Source organism: Streptomyces sp. NPDC091209 (assembly GCF_044757755.1).
Taxonomy (GTDB): domain Bacteria; phylum Actinomycetota; class Actinomycetes; order Streptomycetales; family Streptomycetaceae; genus Streptomyces.
Genome location: NZ_JBIVVR010000023.1, coordinates 34,891 through 50,063, shown reverse-complemented (window position 1 = coordinate 50,063; position 15,173 = coordinate 34,891). Strand labels below are relative to the sequence as shown.

Here is a 15,173-nt window from a genome sequence, read left to right as displayed (position 1 = left end):
CCGTGTGTCCCCTTTCCGTAGCGACCCGACGAGGGTCGGATGAGAGGGCCACAAGAGAGGCTCTGCCCCTGGGGGTAGGGCTTCTCTGCGTCGCAAGGGGTCTGCGTCGGAGGTGCTTTCGTGCCCGGCGCTGCAGCCGAAGTCCGCCCGGCTGCGGCTGGGAGCGCCTGCCGGCGGGGCTTTTCTGGGTCCAATCTGGGTCCGGATAGACGGTGAAAACCCGTGAATGATCAACACGGGCGGGATAGCCCCGTATCTGCTGACCTGCCCGGCCGAGGAAAGGAGAGGTGTTCGGGGAAACCGGAGGCAACGTTCTGACGAGGGCCGTGTTCGCCGGTCGAGCGGACACGCGGAGCTCAGTGCGCGGCACTTGCGTCGTCGGCCGACCGGCTCCAGTACTGGGCGAGGGCTCCTTCTCTGTACGGGGCGGGGCTGACGCTGAGTTCACCGGCGAACGGGCGGTCCAGGACGAACACCAGGAGCAGGCTGAAGCCGACGAGCCCGGCGACCGAGGCGACGAAGAGGATCTGAACCCTCAGTTTGCGCATGCCGTAGAGGAACGTGAGGGGGACCAGGACGAGTGCGCCGCCGAAGGCCAAGGCCTGCAGCAGCGGCGGGAGTTCCTGGCGTGCCATGGTGATGCGGGCGCGGCGCTGGGAGGCGACGTCGTTGAGATGAGTGACGGCCTCCTGGTAGAAGACCTGCTCGCTCTGGCTCTTCGGGTCGTATTGCTGGAGCACCTGGAAGGCGGCTCCGAGGTGGGTTTCTGTGGCCCCGTAGCTGGGGTTTCCCGCGCGCATCCGGGGCCACTGGTCCTCGACGACCGCGTGGACGTAGCCGCTCACCGTGGAGTCGAGGCGAGCGCGCACCTGCGCCGGGAACGCGGCGGCGTCACGGGTGATGAGCGCCGCGTCGGTGGCCTCGGAAGCGACGATGGTCTGGGTGTCTTCCAACTGGGTCCACAGAGTGACGATGACGAAGGCGAGGATGATCCCGTAGATCGCGCCGAACATGCCGAGTGTCACCCCGACCATCTCGTTGTGCTCGCCACGGGCCACCGAGGGATACCTGCGGCGCAACAGCACGCTGCCGCCGACGGCGAGGAGGACGGTTCCACCGACGGTGAAGACGGCCAGTGTGAAGGTGCTGTAGTGGTTGAGAAGCCAGAGCGAGATATGAGCGGAGTCTAGGGCGGACACGACTGCCCAAACGCACGCTGGCGATGGGCCGCTACGGGTGTGGCCAGGAAGTTCACACCACCGAGTGAGAGATCGATTCCGTGCGACTTCGAGCGTGCTCGCCTTTCGTCCGGTCGTCCGGCGGACGTGGAGCGGCGGGAGGCGGCGAAAGCCGGCCTGGTCACGGGGCGGAGGATCACCGAGTGGCGTCCGGCCCTTCCTTCGACCGCGGGGTGAGAGCCGGTCCGAACGTCGAAGTCGGACTTGCCCGTTCAATGGTCCGAAGTGCTGGGCAGCGGGTTCTCCCACGCGGGAGGATGGCTGCCATGACGAGCGAAGGTACCTCGATCGACGCCACCAGGCCCAGCATCGCACGTGTTTACGACTACCTGCTGGGCGGCAAGGACAACTACGCCGTTGACCGGGAGATAGGCGACGTATTCAAACGCGACCTTCCCGGCTCGGTGGCGATCGCCTTCGCCAATCGCTCGGCGCTGACCCGGGCGGTCGCGGAGATCGCAACGACCACCGAGGTGTCCCAGTTCATCGACCTGGGCAGTGGTCTGCCGACCGCCGACAACGTTCACCAGGTCGCGCAGCGGCACGTCCCGGAGTCCCGCGTGGTCTACGTCGACATCGACCCCCAGGTGCTCGTCCATGGACGAGCCCTGCTGGAGGAGAACGACCGGACCCGAGTCGTCGAGGCCGATGTTCGCGATCCCGAGGCCGTCTACAACCACCCGGAAACCCGGGCGATGATCGACTTCGAACGTCCGGTGGCCGTCGTGTTCAGTGCCATCCTTCATCACGTCAACGATGAGGAGGACCCCGCCGGGATCGTCCGCTTCTGGCGCGATCGCGTACCCTCCGGAAGCTACTTCTTCGTCAGCCACTTCCGTTCCGGCGACAACCCGGAGACGGCCGAGGCGGAGAGAGTCCTCCAGCAGACCTTCGGCCGTGGCCGCTGGCGCACCGACGAGCAGATCGCGCACCTGCTGGACGGTCTGGAGATCCTCGACCCGGGAGTGGTCCCCGCCCCTCTGTGGCGCCCTGCAGCGGTCGGTAAGCCGTGGAACGACGGCGTCGAGAAGGAACTGACCGTCTGGGAACACCTCATCGCCGCGGGGCTGGCTCGCAAGGCCTGAAGGCAGGCGCCTCGCGGCTTCGTAGAGCAGGCGGGCGGGGAGAGGCCCCGATGCACGGGAGGCGCCCGCGGTGGTGCCTCGAAGGCATTTCCGCAGGTGATTTCTGCTCGGCGGCCAGTTCCTCCTCGTACGGCAGGAAATCTGGCCGGAGGAGTTCTCGGCCCCTTGCCTCCCGATCCCAACGGTCAGTCCGTCGCCTCGTCGGACAGCGTCAGGTTGGCTCCGGAAGCCGGGTCGAACACGTGCATCTTGGCGCTGTCCACCCAGAGTTCGGCTCGGCTGCCCTCGCGTACCCGTGTGGAGGCGTTGAGGCGGGTGACGATCTGGTGCCCGCCCGCGCCGGTGTCGGTCAACCCCGAGTCGGCGGCGAGCTCGGCGAGTTCGGAGGTCGCGGTGGGCTGCCACTCGTCCTCGGTGAAGTAGGCGTAGACATCGGATCCCAGGGATTCGACCACGTCGACGTCCACGCTGAACGTCGTACCCGCTCCGATCCTGCCCCGGTCCACCAGGGCGGCGTCCTCGAAGGCCTCCGGGCGCAGCCCCACGATCAGGTCTCGGGGGGCGTTGTGCCGCTCGAGGGTCTGGCGCAGTCGGTCGCTGAGGTCGAGGTCGCCGACCGACGTGTGCAGGCGGTTGTCCTCAACGGTGGCGTGCAGGAAGTTCATCGCGGGCGAACCGATGAACCCGGCGACGAAGAGGTTCTTCGGCTGCTCGTACAGGCGTTGCGGGGTCCCGATCTGCTGCACCACTCCGCCGCGCATCACCACCACCCGGTCGCCCAGTGTCATGGCTTCGGTCTGGTCGTGGGTGACGTAGACCGTGGTGCTGCCCAGGCGTTGCTGGAGGCGGGAGATCTGGGTGCGCATCTGGACGCGGAGCTTGGCGTCCAGGTTGGAGAGCGGCTCGTCCATCAGGAACGCCTTCGGGTCGCGCACGATGGCCCGTCCCATTGCCACCCGTTGGCGCTGACCGCCGGAGAGATTGGCGGGCTTGCGGTCCAGATGTTCCGTCAGGTCGAGGATGCGGGCGGCCTCTTCGACCTTTTCGCGGATGGTCGCCTTGTCCACCTTGGCCAGCCGGAGCGCGAAACCCATGTTGTCGCGCACGCTCATGTGCGGGTAGAGAGCGTAGCTCTGGAAGACCATGGCGATGTCACGGTCCTTAGGAGCCTTGTCGTTGACGACCTGCCCGTCGATCAGGAGAGTGCCCTCCGTGATGTCCTCCAGCCCGGCGATCATGTTGAGGGTGGTGGACTTACCACAGCCGGAAGGACCGACGAGGATGACGAACTCACCGTCCCCGACACTGAGGTTGACGTCCTTCACCGCCACCGCACCATCGGGGTAGCGCTTGGTGATGCCTTCGAGAACGATCTCTGCCACGGTCGGTCCTTCTTGTCCTGACGAACGGCTGCCGCCGGTCAGCCCTTGACGGCCCCGGAGGTGAGCCCGGCCACGATGCGCCGCTGGAAGAGCAGCACGAAGATGATGATGGGGATGGTGATCACTACGGCGGCGGCGGCGATCGAACCGGTGGGCTGGGCGAATTGGCTGCTCCCGGTGAAGAAGGCGAGAGCCGCGGGCACGGTCCGGGCCGCCGAGGTCGAGGTCAGCGAGATCGCGAAGAGGAAGTCGTTCCAGCAGAAGATGAACACCAGGATCGCGGTGGTGAACACGCCCGGCGCCGCGAGCGGCGCGATCACCAGCCGGAACGCCTGCGCCGGGGTGGCACCGTCCACCTTGGCCGCCTTCTCCAAGTCCCATGGAATCTCCCGGAAGAAGGCCGACAGGGTGTAGATGGCGAGCGGCAGGGAGAAGGTCATGTACGGGATGATCAGACCGATCCACGTGTCGAAGATGCCAATGATCCGCTCGATGTTGAACAGCGGCGAGACCAGCGAGATGGGCGGGAACATGGCGATCAGCAGCGACATGCCGATCAGCAGGCTCTTGCCGGGAAACCGGAGCCGGGCGACGGCATAGGCCGCCATGGTGCCCAGCACCACCGCGATCACCGTGGAGATCAGGGCGATGCCGATGGAATTGATCAGCGCGCGGGTGAACTCGGAGGTCTGGAAGATCCCGTGGTAGTTCTCCCAGGTCCACTTGGTCGGGATGAAACTGCCGTCGGTGAGGGTGCTGGGGTCCTTGAAGGACAGGGAGATGATCCAACAGACCGGGAACAGCGCGTAGAGGATCACGAGGATGTTGACCAGGGCCCACCCTGTCATCCGGCGTCGTCCGGCGGCGGACATCAGCGTCCCCCTTCCTGAGAGCCGGGGGCGGCCGCCCCGAAGAGTTTGATGAAGGCGAAGGCGATCACTGCCACGCACAGGAAGATGAGGACGGAGATGGCCGAACCGATGCCGAGGTTGAGCGCGGTGAAGAGGTTGTCGTAGCCCAGGATGGACACCGAGCCGGTGTTGTGCGCGCCGGACGTCAGGATGTAGATGTTGTCGAAGATCCGGAAGGCGTCCAGGGTCCGGAAGAGCAGGGCGACCAGGATGGCCGGCTTCATCAGGGGGACGGTCACCAGGAAGAAGCGCTGCCAGGCTCCGGCGCCGTCCACCTGAGCCGCCCGAAGCGTCTCCTCCGGAACCAGGGCGAGGCCGGCGAGCAGCAGCAGGGCCATGAACGGGGTGGTCTTCCACACCTCGGCCAGGATGATCACGCCGATGGCGGGCCACTGTTCGGTGAGGGGAGCTGAACCGGAGGGCAGGAGAGCGGCCAGGTAGCCGGTTTCCGGGGTCCAGGCGTACTGCCAGGAATAGGCGGCGACCACGGTGACAATGCCGTACGGGATCAGGATGGCGGTGCGAACCGTCCCGCGGCCGAAGATGGTGCGGTGCATGACCAACGCCAGGGCGAATCCAAGGACGAGTTCCACGACCACGGAGACCACGGTGATGAACACCGTCACCCACAGGGCCTGCCACCAGAACTCCGAGGACAGTACGGCGCCGTAGTTGCTGAAGCCGACGAACTGCGCTTGTGCTGGGAAGCGCAGGTCATAGCGCTGGAGCGAGAGGTAGATCGCGTAGACGATGGGGTAGGCGGTGACTGCGAGCATGACGATCACGGCTGGCGCGCACAACAGCCAGCCCAACCGGCGCTCCTGCCGGGCCCCTTCGGACAGAGCGCGATCGTCTTTTGGCGCCGGTTCGTCTTTGGCGGCGGTCGGAGCCGAAGAGGTCACGGGATCAGCCCCTTTGAGCTGAGGGCGTCCTTGATCTGGCCGCTGATCTTCTGCACGTCCGGTCTCGGGTCGATCCCGTTCGGTGGCGACAGGGTGTGCGAGATCGCGATGGACACGTTCTGGTAGGCGGGGGTCTTGGGCCGGATGCTGGCGTTCTCCAGGGCCGCCAGAACGGTGGAGGCGAAGGGGTAGTTCTTGACGAGAGCGGGGTCCGAGTAGAGCGGGCGGAGCGTGGGCGGTAGCCCGCCCTCCAGCGCCGCGGTCATCTGGTTCTGCCGGTTCCGCAGGCACAGCGCCGCCTCGAAGGCGAACCCGGAGTGGCGGGTGTAGGCGCCGATGGCCAGGTCGATGCCGCCGATGGTGGGCTTGGCCGGCCGGTCCTTGTCGACCGCCGGGTAGGGCGCCCACCGGAACTGCTTGAAGAGCGAGGGGTTGTTGGCCTTCATCGAGGGATACACGAAGGGGTAGTTGATCTCGAAAGCCGCGCTGCCGGACTCCATGGCCAGCCGGTTCTGGTCCTCCATCTGATTGGACAGGGACGGGTCGGCCGCGGCCGAGGTGGCCAGGGTCTTCATGACGGAGGCCGCGCGCACGGCGGGCGGGCCCAGCTCGGGAGCCGTGGCCGTCGCGTTCAGGATGGAGCCGCCGGCGCTCTCGACCAGCGTGTTGAACCAGACCGTGAGTCCTTCGTACTGTGCGCCCTGGATCTCCACGTAGTGCGGTTTGCCCTGCTTCGCCAGAAGGCCGGCCATCAGGATCATCTCGGCCCAGGTCTTGGGCGGCGTGGGGACCAGGTCCTTGCGATACCAGAGCAGTTGGGTGTTCGTGTTGTACGGGACGGCGTACAGCCGGCCCTTCCACGTGGCCGTCCGCAGCGGGACCTCCAGGGTGTCCCGGGTGGCCGCGGCGCGGTTGTCCCCGGTCCACGGCAGGATCCATTTGGCTTCCGCGAACTCGGCGGGCCAGGTGACGTCCAGCCCGATGATGTCGACCGTGTCGTCCTTGGCGGCCAGCCGGCGCACCAGTTGCTGGCGCTGCCCGTCCGCGGTGCGGGGCAGTTTGTTGTAGCTGATCCGGTAGCGCCCACCGGACTGCTTGGAACAGGCACTCGCCGCACTGGCCAACGCACCCGAATCATCGGGAAAGTTGTACCAGTTGAGCGTCACCGATCCACCGCCTCCGCTCCCGCAGCCGGCCAGCAGAGCTGCCGACAGGCACAGAGCGAGCAGAACCCGCAGGAGGCCACGGATGCCGGACAAAGACGCCACCCCCACACTCCTCCGGACCGGTACGAGAGGTCCGGACGGATCGGAGGGAAGCCCGGACCCGCGAAAGGCTAGGCCCGAACTCGGTGTCACCTCGCACGCCTCACCAACGAGTCATCCGATCGGCCGCACAGAACACGGCTCACGCCGCACGGCGACGCCCTCGGGGCGCGGAACCACCCTGCGGCCGTGGCGACCCAAACCGTGGCGCGAGCCTGACGACCGCGACTGGTCCCGTCGCGCACCGTTGCTGACCTCCCGCTCATTAGCATCCAGCCATGGCACCTGACACCCCACCCCAGGACCGGACACGGCAGAGCGCCCCCGCGGGAGAGACGGGATCGGTCTTCGATGCCGTCGTCGACCGCAGGAACAGCAACTCCATGAAGTGGGCCAGTGCACGTCAGTTCCTGACGGCCGACGAGGCCGCGGCCGACCCGCTGCCGATGTGGGTCGCCGACACCGACTTCAAGGCACCCCGGGCCGTGCTCGACGCGCTCCACCAGGCTGTGGAATACGGTGTCTTCGGGTATCCCGCCGGCGCGACCGACAGCTACCTCGACGCCGTGACCGGCTGGCAGGCCAGGCGATTCGGATGGGAGGTCCCCCGGGAGTGGGTGATGCAGACCGCCGGCATCATCACCACGCTCAAGACAGTGGTGCAGGCGTTCTCCGCGCCGGGCGACTCGGTGCTCATCCAGCCCCCGGTCTACGTCCACTTCCACGACGACGTCCTGCTGAACGGCCGTCACCTCGCTTTTGCGCCGCTACAGCGGACCGACGACGGCTACCGGTTCGACGCCTCGACGTTCGAGGCCGCGATCCGTCCCGACACCAAGCTGTTCATCCTCAGCCACCCGCACAACCCCACCGGGAACGTGTGGACGGAGGACGAACTGCGGACCATGGGCGAGATCTGCGCCCGGCATGACGTCCTGGTCGTCTCCGATGAGATTCACCAGGACCTCATCATCAACGCGGACCGCGAACACGTCCCTTTCGCATCGCTCGGCGAGGAGTTCGCACGGAACAGCATCACCTGCACAGCTCCCAGCAAGACGTTCAACCTTCCCGGCCTGCAGAGCGCCAACGTCTTCGTACCTGATCCCAGGCTGCGGGCGGAACTGGCCCGCCAGTACGAGCGCAACGTGTTTCCACTGGTCAACGTGCTGGGCATGGTCGCGGCCGAGGCGGCCTACGTGCACGGTGAACCCTGGCTGGAGGAGTTGCTCACGTACCTGCGCGGCAATCACGCGCACTTCGCGCAGGCGGTCAACTCCGCCACCACCAAGGTGAGGGTCCTGCCGGCCGACTCGCTGTATCTGGCGTGGATGGACTGCCGGGGACTGGGGATGGACGCCGAGACGCTGGACAAGTTCATGCTCACCAAAGCACGGCTGTGGCTGGACAAGGGACAGAAGTTCGGGATCGAGGGCCACGGCTACATGCGGGTGAACCTGGGCTGTCCCCGCTCAACGGTGGACGAGGCCGTGGACCGCCTGCTGGCGGCCGTCGAGAACCTGTGAGCACCGCGCCCCTGCCCACTCCCCGCTGGGCTGTCGGCGGCGCTGGCCTGCAGCCGCACCAGGGTGTTCTCCAGTGGGTCGGCGGTCCACGGCTTGCCGTTGGCGAGCTCCGGCTCCTCGGTCAGCCGGTGTCCAGCGGAACGCGGATTCGTGCCCGTTCAAGCCGACCCCGTCGCCGGCGAACAGGGCGTGGACGATGCGCAGCGGGACGTCGCGGCGGCGCGGCATTGGTCGACCGTCAAGGTCACCGGCTCGCGCAGGTCGGTCCCGGTCAGCGCGTCCGTCTCGTCGTCACGGGGATGGATGTTTCGACGGCGAACAGGATCATTGAGCGGCGTCCGTCTCTCCGCGCGGGATCTTCGCCCACACCCTGCACCTGCTGCCCGCTTACCGTTGGACGTCACCCCCCCCCGAACCGGGGAGCAGGCTTCACTCGGCCGGCCGAGCGCGCGGGCCGGAGGGGCCGGCGCAAGGTCAGACGCGGAAGCCATGGGCGCTCGTCCTCTCGAAGATGTCGGCAACGCGCGGCGATCACGGAGGCAAGCCGGATCGTCATGGACATCCGGACCACACCGCCTGTGTGCAGGAACTGCGCCGACGGCACCCCGACAGCCAGGTCCGCACCCGGCACCTCGACTGGCGGCACACACGCGCCCTCGCCGAGCGGCGGGTCGACGCCCTCGTCGCGTACAGGCCCCTGTCCTTCCCCACGGACGGCTTCCGGGTGACCAAGCTCCGTGAGGAGTCGCGGGTACTCCTGACGTCGGCGAGTCATCATCTGGCGAACGAGAAAGCCGTCAGCGTGCGGGTCCTGTCGGACGAGGAACTGGTGGCCTGCGTCAGCACTCCGGCCGTCTGGAGCACGCCCAAGCCGGTCGGCGGCCGCCCGGCACCACCCCCGCCCGCGATCGACGACAGCTACGAGGACAAGCCGGAACTCATCGCCACCGGCCACTGTGTCGCGATCTTCCCCGCCGGAGATCGACGCGCTGCTGCGCGAGAGGACATCGCCCAGGTGCCCGTTGTCGACATCGATCCCTGCGAGGTCGTGCTCGTCACGCGCGCTGACGATCCGAACCCGCTGCTCGGATCACTGGAAGACGTCGCACATACAGTGCTCGGCACAACCTCCCGACGGGAGAACAACGAACTGCCGGTCAACTGACACCGTTGCCTGCAGACGCACACGAGCACGCGGGCACCGTGACGTTGAGGCTCTGGAGCGCTCCCGGGGGTGGACTCACCACGAAGAGTCACTTGGTTGGTGAGGGCGATCTGCGGCCCCTTGCCCCCTTCTTGATCACGCCGGGGCAGTGGGGTGACGCGCCGCAGATGATCCCGGTCCTGGAGCGCGTTCGAGTACCGCGTGCGGGTGCTGGGCGAGGAGCACCCCGACACGCTGACGTCACGCGCCACCCTCGCCGGCGCCTACGAGTCGGCAGGGGATCTGGGGCGTGCGGTACCGCTGTTCGAGCTGAACCGTTCCGGGTTTGATCTTACCGAACCCGGAACGGTTCAATGCCGTTGCCTTACGGGTCTGGGTCGGGTGGGTCCGCTGGTTGCTGGGTCTTCGCAGGGCTGGCGGAGCAGGATCGCGTGGTCACGCGCTCACGGGGTAACGGATCTATCAGGAGATCCCGGAAAAGCCGTTGACTGGAAGGACTGTCACGTGGAACGCGCCGACTGGCTGCTCACCTCCGCTCAGCGGGGGAATCCGGCGTCGCGGGTGGACCGCCGTCATGCCGACGGTGCGGCGTGGTCCACGGGCAACGACGTCCGCCCCCTGGTACACGGGGCGGTGTACTTCGCCGAGCTGCTCGCGGCCGTGCGGGCGCAGCGGGCCGGCGACATGTTGATGTTCACGGACTGGCGGGGTGACCCTGACGAGCTGCTGGACGGTCCGGAGAGCGCTATCGGCGATGTGTTGTGCGACGCCGCACGCCGCGGTGTCGTCGTCAAGGGGCTGGTGTGGCGCTCGCACCTGGATCGGTTCCAGTTCAGCGAACAGGAGAACTACCACCTGGGGGAGGAGATCGAGGAGGCGGGAGGCGAGTGCCTGCTCGACATGCGGGTGCGGCCGGGCGGCTCGCACCATCAAAAGTTCGTGGTGCTGCGCCACCCGGGTCGGCCCGAGCGGGACGTCGCCTTCGTCGGCGGGATCGATCTGTGCCACAGCCGTCGGGACGACGCCGCTCATCAGGGTGACCCGCTGGCGCAACCCATCGCCGACGCCTACGGTTCCCGTCCGCCCTGGCACGACATCCAGCTGGCGGTGCGCGGGCCCGCCGTCGGCGATGTCGAGGCCACGTTCCGTGAGCGGTGGACGGACCCGGCTCCGCTCAGTCGCAGCCCGCGCAGCCGGCTGCGGGCGGCACTCCGGGACGAGGACACGCGGGCGGATCCGCTCCCGGTGCAGCAACCCGACCCGGGCCCGCGCGGTTCCCACACGGTCCAGATCCTGCGCACCTACCCGAACCGCCTCAGGGGCTATCCGTTCGCTCCCGACGGTGAACGCAGCATCGCCCGCGCCTACACGAAGTCCCTGCGTCGGGCACGCCGGCTGATCTACCTAGAGGACCAGTACTTGTGGTCGGAGAGTGCCGTCCAGCCATTCGCCCAGGCTCTCGCGGATCATCCGGGACTGCGGATGATCGCCGTCCTGCCGCCACTGCCGGACCAGGAGGGGCGGATCAGCACACCGATGAACCTGCTGGGCCGGATCCGCGCCCTGGAAGTCCTGCGACGGGCCGGCGGCGACCGGGTGGCCGTCTACAGCCTGGAGAATCACGCCGGGACACCCGTGTACGTCCATGCCAAGGTCTGTGTCATCGACGATGTCTGGGCCTCGGTCGGGTCCGACAACGTCAACCGGCGCTCCTGGACGCACGATTCGGAACTCAGCTGCGCTGTCCTCGACGAGACCTGTGACTCCCGTGAACCGACGGACCCCGGCGGCCTGGGTGACGGCGCCCGCGTCTTCGCGCGCGAGCTGCGGTTGTCGTTGAATCTCGAACACCTTGACCGCGACGGGGACGGGGAAGCGGCTGCACTCTGCGAACCGGGCCGCGCCTTTGCGGCCTACGCCGACTCGGCCGCCGCTCTGGACGCGTGGCACGACGACGGCCGCCACGGTCCGCGACCGTCGGGACGGCTGCGCACCTATCACCCGCCGCGCCTGTCCCCCATCACGCGGGCCCTGACCGACCCGCTCTACCGGGTCATCGCCGATCCCGACGGCCGCCCGCGCTCCCTGCGTCGGCACGGTGCCTACTGACGGTGTCCCGGACGGGTGAGGTGACCCCAATGCCGCGAGGGCAAGTCCACGTTCTTGCTGGTACTGCCGTTCGAACTCGGCAGGTGAAAGGTAGTTGAGAGGGCGCTTTCTCCCGTTGTTTCATCCCGGATTGCCTGGTTGGGGTTGGTTCAGGTGCCGCGCCGGCTCGGGGTGGATTCCGCGGTCAGGCGTCGCGTCATGAGGTTGATCATCGAGAGGTGGACCATGGCTCCGGAGCGATGCGGCTTGGCCTCGTAGTCACGTGCCAGTCGGCGGTGGTTCGTCAGCCAGCCCAGGGGTGCGTGTGACCGTCCAGCGGCGAGGTAGGACGGTGAAACCCCTGGTGGCGGGGTCGTGGCGGACGATGTGCATGTCGATGCCGAGAGCGGCGGCGTGTTCGACGAGGTGCTGGCGGTAACCGCCGTCGACCAGGTCTTGCGGATGGTGGGATGCTCGGCGGCGACCTTTTCGATGAGGGCCTGGCCGGCGATGGAGTCCTGCACGCTCGCGGCTGTGACCAGGACTCCTAGGAGGAGTCCGACGGTGTCGATGACGATGCTCCGCTTCCTCCCGACGATCTTCTTGCCCGCGTCGATGCCCTGCCCGTGGGCGGGGACCTTGGTGGAGGTCTTGATGCTCTGCGAGTCGATGACGCAGGCGGTTGGTTCTTCCTCGCGGCCTTCCTGCCTGCGGACTCGGCGGCGCAGAAGACTGTTGAGCTGGTCGAAGGCGCCTTCACGTTCCGGGAGCCCTGTTGGAGGCGCTGACTCCATGAGGCTCTCGGACTCGGACGTCTCGAACCTCTCAGACGCCCGGTAGCCCGCCGACTGGACGGTCGTGGCAGAGGGCGAACCCGTGCCAGGGGGCCGTCGACACGCGGCACAGCCGTGCCCGCGCCCCCGCTGCAACCTGCTCGCCCCCGCGACCCGGTGCGGGTGCCCCGCTCCGTCGGGAAGAAGAGATCGCCCAGGCAATGGATCACGCCGTCCCGCTCTGCGTTACCGTCAGGGTATGAGTCATCCGCACCCCGAGTTGAAAGCCGCTCCGCCCCTTGCCGAAGGAGGGCTGCGGGTCATCGCCCTGGGCGGCCTGGGTGAGATCGGCCGCAATATGACCGTCTTCGAGCACGCGGGCAAACTGCTCATCGTCGACTGCGGCGTGCTGTTCCCCGAGGAGACCCAGCCCGGCGTGGACGTCATCCTGCCGGACTTCACCTCGATCCGGGACCGGCTGGACGACATCGTGGCCGTGGTACTCACGCACGGCCACGAGGACCACATCGGCGGCGTACCGTACCTGCTGCGCGAGCGGTCCGACATTCCCGTCGTCGGTTCCAAGCTGACGCTTGCGTTCCTGGAGGCCAAGCTCAAGGAACACGGCATCCGGCCGCGCACGGTGCGGGTGCGGGAGGGCGACCGGCGCGGCTTCGGGCCCTTCGACTGCGAGTTCGTGGCGGTCAACCACTCCATCCCGGACGGTCTCGCGGTCGCGATCCGCACCGGCGCCGGGATGGTGCTGCACACCGGCGACTTCAAGATGGACCAGTTCCCTCTCGACGACCGCATCACCGATCTGCGTGCCTTCGCCCGCCTCGGTGAGGAGGGTGTGGACCTGTTCCTCACCGACTCCACCAACGCCGAAGTACCTGGCTTCACCACCTCCGAGCGTGAGCTGAACCCGGCGATCGAGCAGGTGCTGCGCACCGCGCCACGCCGGGTCATCGTCTCCAGCTTCGCCAGCCATGTGCACCGCATCCAGCAGGTCCTGGATGCCGCCCACCAGCACGGCCGTAAGGTCGCCTTCGTAGGCCGGTCGATGGTCCGCAACATGGGCATCGCCCGTGACCTGGGCTATCTGAAGATCCCGTCCGGTCTGGTCGTGAACACGAAGGAGCTGGAGAAGCTCCCGGACCACAAGATCACTCTGGTGTGCACAGGCTCCCAGGGCGAACCGATGGCCGCGCTGTCACGGATGGCCAACCGCGACCACCAGATCCGCATCGGCAAGGGCGACACCGTCCTGCTCGCCAGCTCCCTCATCCCAGGCAACGAGAGCGCCATCTACCGGGTGATCAACGGACTCACCCGGTGGGGCGCCCACGTGGTCCACAAGGGCAACGCCAAGGTCCACGTCTCCGGGCACGCCAGCGCCGGCGAACTCGCCTACTGCTACAACATCGTCAAACCCCGCAATGTCATGCCTGTGCACGGCGAATGGCGCCACCTGCGGGCCAACGGCGACATCGCCATCCGTACCGGCGTCGACCCCGACCGGGTCGTCATCGCCGAGGACGGCGTCGTCGTCGACCTCGTCGACGGGCGCGCGTCCATCACCGGGAAGGTCCCCGCCGGCAACGTCTACGTGGACGGCATGGAAGTCGGCGGCGCCACCGAAGCGTCCCTCAAGGACCGCCTCACCCTCGCCGCCGAAGGCGTGGTCACGGTAGTGGCGATCGTCGACGCGGACACCGGCGCCCTCGCCGAGGCCCCCGACTTCCTGGCCCGCGGGTTCGTCCACGACGACACCACCTTCGAGCCGGTCATCCCGGTCATCGAGAAGACCCTGGCCACCGCGGCCGAGGAAGGCGTCGGGGACGCGCACCAACTTGAACAGCTCCTCGCCCGCGCCGTGGCGAACTGGGCGTTCCGCACCCACCGCCGCAAGCCCCTCGTCATCCCCGTCATCATCGACGCTTGAGCCACAGCACGGTCCCTGGTCCCGGAGGTATCGAGGTCGGGCACGGGAGTCAGCAGCCACCTCGGGAGACCGGGGTGGCAACACACTCCACATGATGAGTCATCGGGAAGATGTCGCCGAAGCCCACCCTGCGAGAACCAGCAGGTCGGACATCGTTTATCGACACCGAGGAGCCGCTACCTTTCCGGCTGCGGCGGAAGCGGGTCATGCAGCCCGTCAGTCGACAGGCGGCTCGGCCGGCCGGAGCCGGTGTGTCCGGAAGTGTCCTCGCGCCGTGGCATTCCACAGACTGTCTCGAGAGTGACAGTACGGACTCGGAGGGTTCACGTCTCGGTGGGAACCCTCGGGGCGAATGGGGCTCCTTTGCCTGTGCCCAGGGGAGCGCGGTGAGGTCTCCGCAATGGGCGGTGATCGGGCCGATACGTGGTGGACAGCAGCCCCGGACCGAACCGGCCCCGCAGAGGGGGATTGCTCCATTTTTGCGGGCGCGATTCAGTCCCTGGTGGCGCGGTCCTGGTGATCAGCGGGCTGTGGAACTGGGGTTGGTGGCTGTTGATGTGTCGGGGTGGAGGGTGAAGACGCGGTCCAGGCCGGCGATACGCAGGATCCGGGCGGTGTTGGCGGGGACTGCGGCCAGGGCCATGTCGCCGCTCTGTTCCGTAGCCAGGTTGCGTGTCGCCAACAATGCGGTGATGCCGCTGGAGTCGCAGAATTCCAGGCCGGCCAGATCCAGGACCAGCAGTTGTCCACTGGCGAGGGTGAGACGGTCCACAGCCTGGCGGAGTTCGGGTGCCGTCGCATGGTCGAGGTCACCGGTGATCTCCAGCACGGGACCGGTGGCCGCGTCTCGGGCAGTGATCGTCAGCGGGCTCATATCAGTCTTCACTCGCGAG

The 15,173-nt window shown here is 67.5% G+C and carries 11 protein-coding genes and 2 pseudogenes; 6 read left to right on the top strand and 7 right to left on the bottom strand.

Annotated features, from left to right (window positions below; genetic code table 11):
• Nucleotides 1-356 precede the first annotated feature (356 nt).
• Nucleotides 357-1,175 (bottom strand): DUF4239 domain-containing protein, encoded by an 819-nt coding sequence (locus ACIQRL_RS39655; RefSeq protein ID WP_401341058.1) that lies wholly within the window; start codon nucleotides 1,173-1,175, stop codon nucleotides 357-359.
• Nucleotides 1,176-1,495: 320 nt separating this feature from the next.
• Between ACIQRL_RS39655 and ACIQRL_RS39650 the strand changes: the two genes are divergently transcribed.
• Nucleotides 1,496-2,323 (top strand): SAM-dependent methyltransferase, encoded by an 828-nt coding sequence (locus ACIQRL_RS39650; protein ID WP_401340966.1) that lies wholly within the window; start codon nucleotides 1,496-1,498, stop codon nucleotides 2,321-2,323.
• Nucleotides 2,324-2,508: 185 nt separating this feature from the next.
• On the opposite strand, the gene ACIQRL_RS39645 is transcribed toward ACIQRL_RS39650, so the two are convergent.
• From ACIQRL_RS39645 to ACIQRL_RS39630, 4 genes are read right to left on the bottom strand one after another with little or no spacing between them, the layout of a single operon-like run.
• Nucleotides 2,509-3,705, bottom strand: coding sequence for an ABC transporter ATP-binding protein (locus ACIQRL_RS39645; protein ID WP_401340964.1), 1,197 nt, complete (start codon nucleotides 3,703-3,705; stop codon nucleotides 2,509-2,511).
• A gap of 38 nt (nucleotides 3,706-3,743) precedes the next feature.
• Nucleotides 3,744-4,577: a carbohydrate ABC transporter permease gene (locus ACIQRL_RS39640; RefSeq protein ID WP_401340961.1), complete on the bottom strand. Its 834-nt coding sequence runs from the start codon at nucleotides 4,575-4,577 to the stop codon at nucleotides 3,744-3,746.
• Nucleotides 4,577-5,518, bottom strand: coding sequence for a carbohydrate ABC transporter permease (locus ACIQRL_RS39635; protein ID WP_401340958.1), 942 nt, complete (start codon nucleotides 5,516-5,518; stop codon nucleotides 4,577-4,579). The genes ACIQRL_RS39640 and ACIQRL_RS39635 overlap by 1 nt, the downstream gene beginning before the upstream one ends.
• Complete coding sequence (locus ACIQRL_RS39630; protein WP_401340956.1) at nucleotides 5,515-6,786, bottom strand: ABC transporter substrate-binding protein; 1,272 nt, start codon at nucleotides 6,784-6,786, stop codon at nucleotides 5,515-5,517. Before ACIQRL_RS39630 ends, ACIQRL_RS39635 begins: the two co-directional genes overlap by 4 nt.
• A 275-nt stretch (nucleotides 6,787-7,061) precedes the next feature.
• Here ACIQRL_RS39630 and ACIQRL_RS39625 point away from each other — a divergent pair, with 275 nt between their 5' ends.
• The 4 genes and pseudogenes from ACIQRL_RS39625 (at nucleotide 7,062) to ACIQRL_RS39610 (ending at nucleotide 11,583) form a co-directional block, all read left to right on the top strand.
• A complete protein-coding gene (locus ACIQRL_RS39625; protein WP_401340954.1) occupies nucleotides 7,062-8,309 on the top strand; it encodes a MalY/PatB family protein in 1,248 nt (415 codons plus the stop codon).
• Nucleotides 8,310-8,889: 580 nt separating this feature from the next.
• A complete protein-coding gene (locus tag ACIQRL_RS39620) occupies nucleotides 8,890-9,474 on the top strand; it encodes a LysR substrate-binding domain-containing protein (RefSeq protein WP_401341055.1) in 585 nt (194 codons plus the stop codon).
• Nucleotides 9,475-9,487: 13 nt separating this feature from the next.
• Nucleotides 9,488-9,743, top strand: a pseudogene (locus ACIQRL_RS39615) (IS5/IS1182 family transposase); the annotation flags it as partial.
• 235 nt (nucleotides 9,744-9,978) lie between these two features.
• Nucleotides 9,979-11,583: a phospholipase D family protein gene (locus ACIQRL_RS39610; RefSeq protein ID WP_401340952.1), complete on the top strand. Its 1,605-nt coding sequence runs from the start codon at nucleotides 9,979-9,981 to the stop codon at nucleotides 11,581-11,583.
• Between the two features lie 149 nt (nucleotides 11,584-11,732).
• Here ACIQRL_RS39610 and ACIQRL_RS39605 read toward each other — a convergent pair.
• Nucleotides 11,733-12,326 (bottom strand): annotated as a pseudogene (locus ACIQRL_RS39605) (transposase); the annotation flags it as partial.
• Nucleotides 12,327-12,594: 268 nt separating this feature from the next.
• Between ACIQRL_RS39605 and ACIQRL_RS39600 the strand changes: the two are divergent.
• Nucleotides 12,595-14,280, top strand: coding sequence for a ribonuclease J (locus ACIQRL_RS39600; RefSeq protein WP_401340950.1), 1,686 nt, complete (start codon nucleotides 12,595-12,597; stop codon nucleotides 14,278-14,280).
• A gap of 520 nt (nucleotides 14,281-14,800) precedes the next feature.
• Here the strand turns inward: ACIQRL_RS39600 and ACIQRL_RS39595 are convergent.
• Entirely contained in the window at nucleotides 14,801-15,154 is a 354-nt protein-coding gene (locus ACIQRL_RS39595) for an STAS domain-containing protein (protein ID WP_401341053.1), read from the bottom strand.
• Between the last annotated feature and the right edge of the window lie 19 nt (nucleotides 15,155-15,173).

Bases quoted from the DNA above. Each gene is read 5' to 3' on its own strand.
- ACIQRL_RS39650 (WP_401340966.1), top strand. From the start codon at position 1,496: ATGGCTGCCATGACGAGCGAAGGTACCTCGATCGACGCCACCAGGCCC.
- ACIQRL_RS39640 (WP_401340961.1), bottom strand. From the start codon at position 4,577: ATGTCCGCCGCCGGACGACGCCGGATGACAGGGTGGGCCCTGGTCAAC.
- ACIQRL_RS39625 (WP_401340954.1), top strand. From the start codon at position 7,062: ATGGCACCTGACACCCCACCCCAGGACCGGACACGGCAGAGCGCCCCC.
- ACIQRL_RS39600 (WP_401340950.1), top strand. From the start codon at position 12,595: ATGAGTCATCCGCACCCCGAGTTGAAAGCCGCTCCGCCCCTTGCCGAA.
- ACIQRL_RS39595 (WP_401341053.1), bottom strand. From the start codon at position 15,154: ATGAGCCCGCTGACGATCACTGCCCGAGACGCGGCCACCGGTCCCGTG.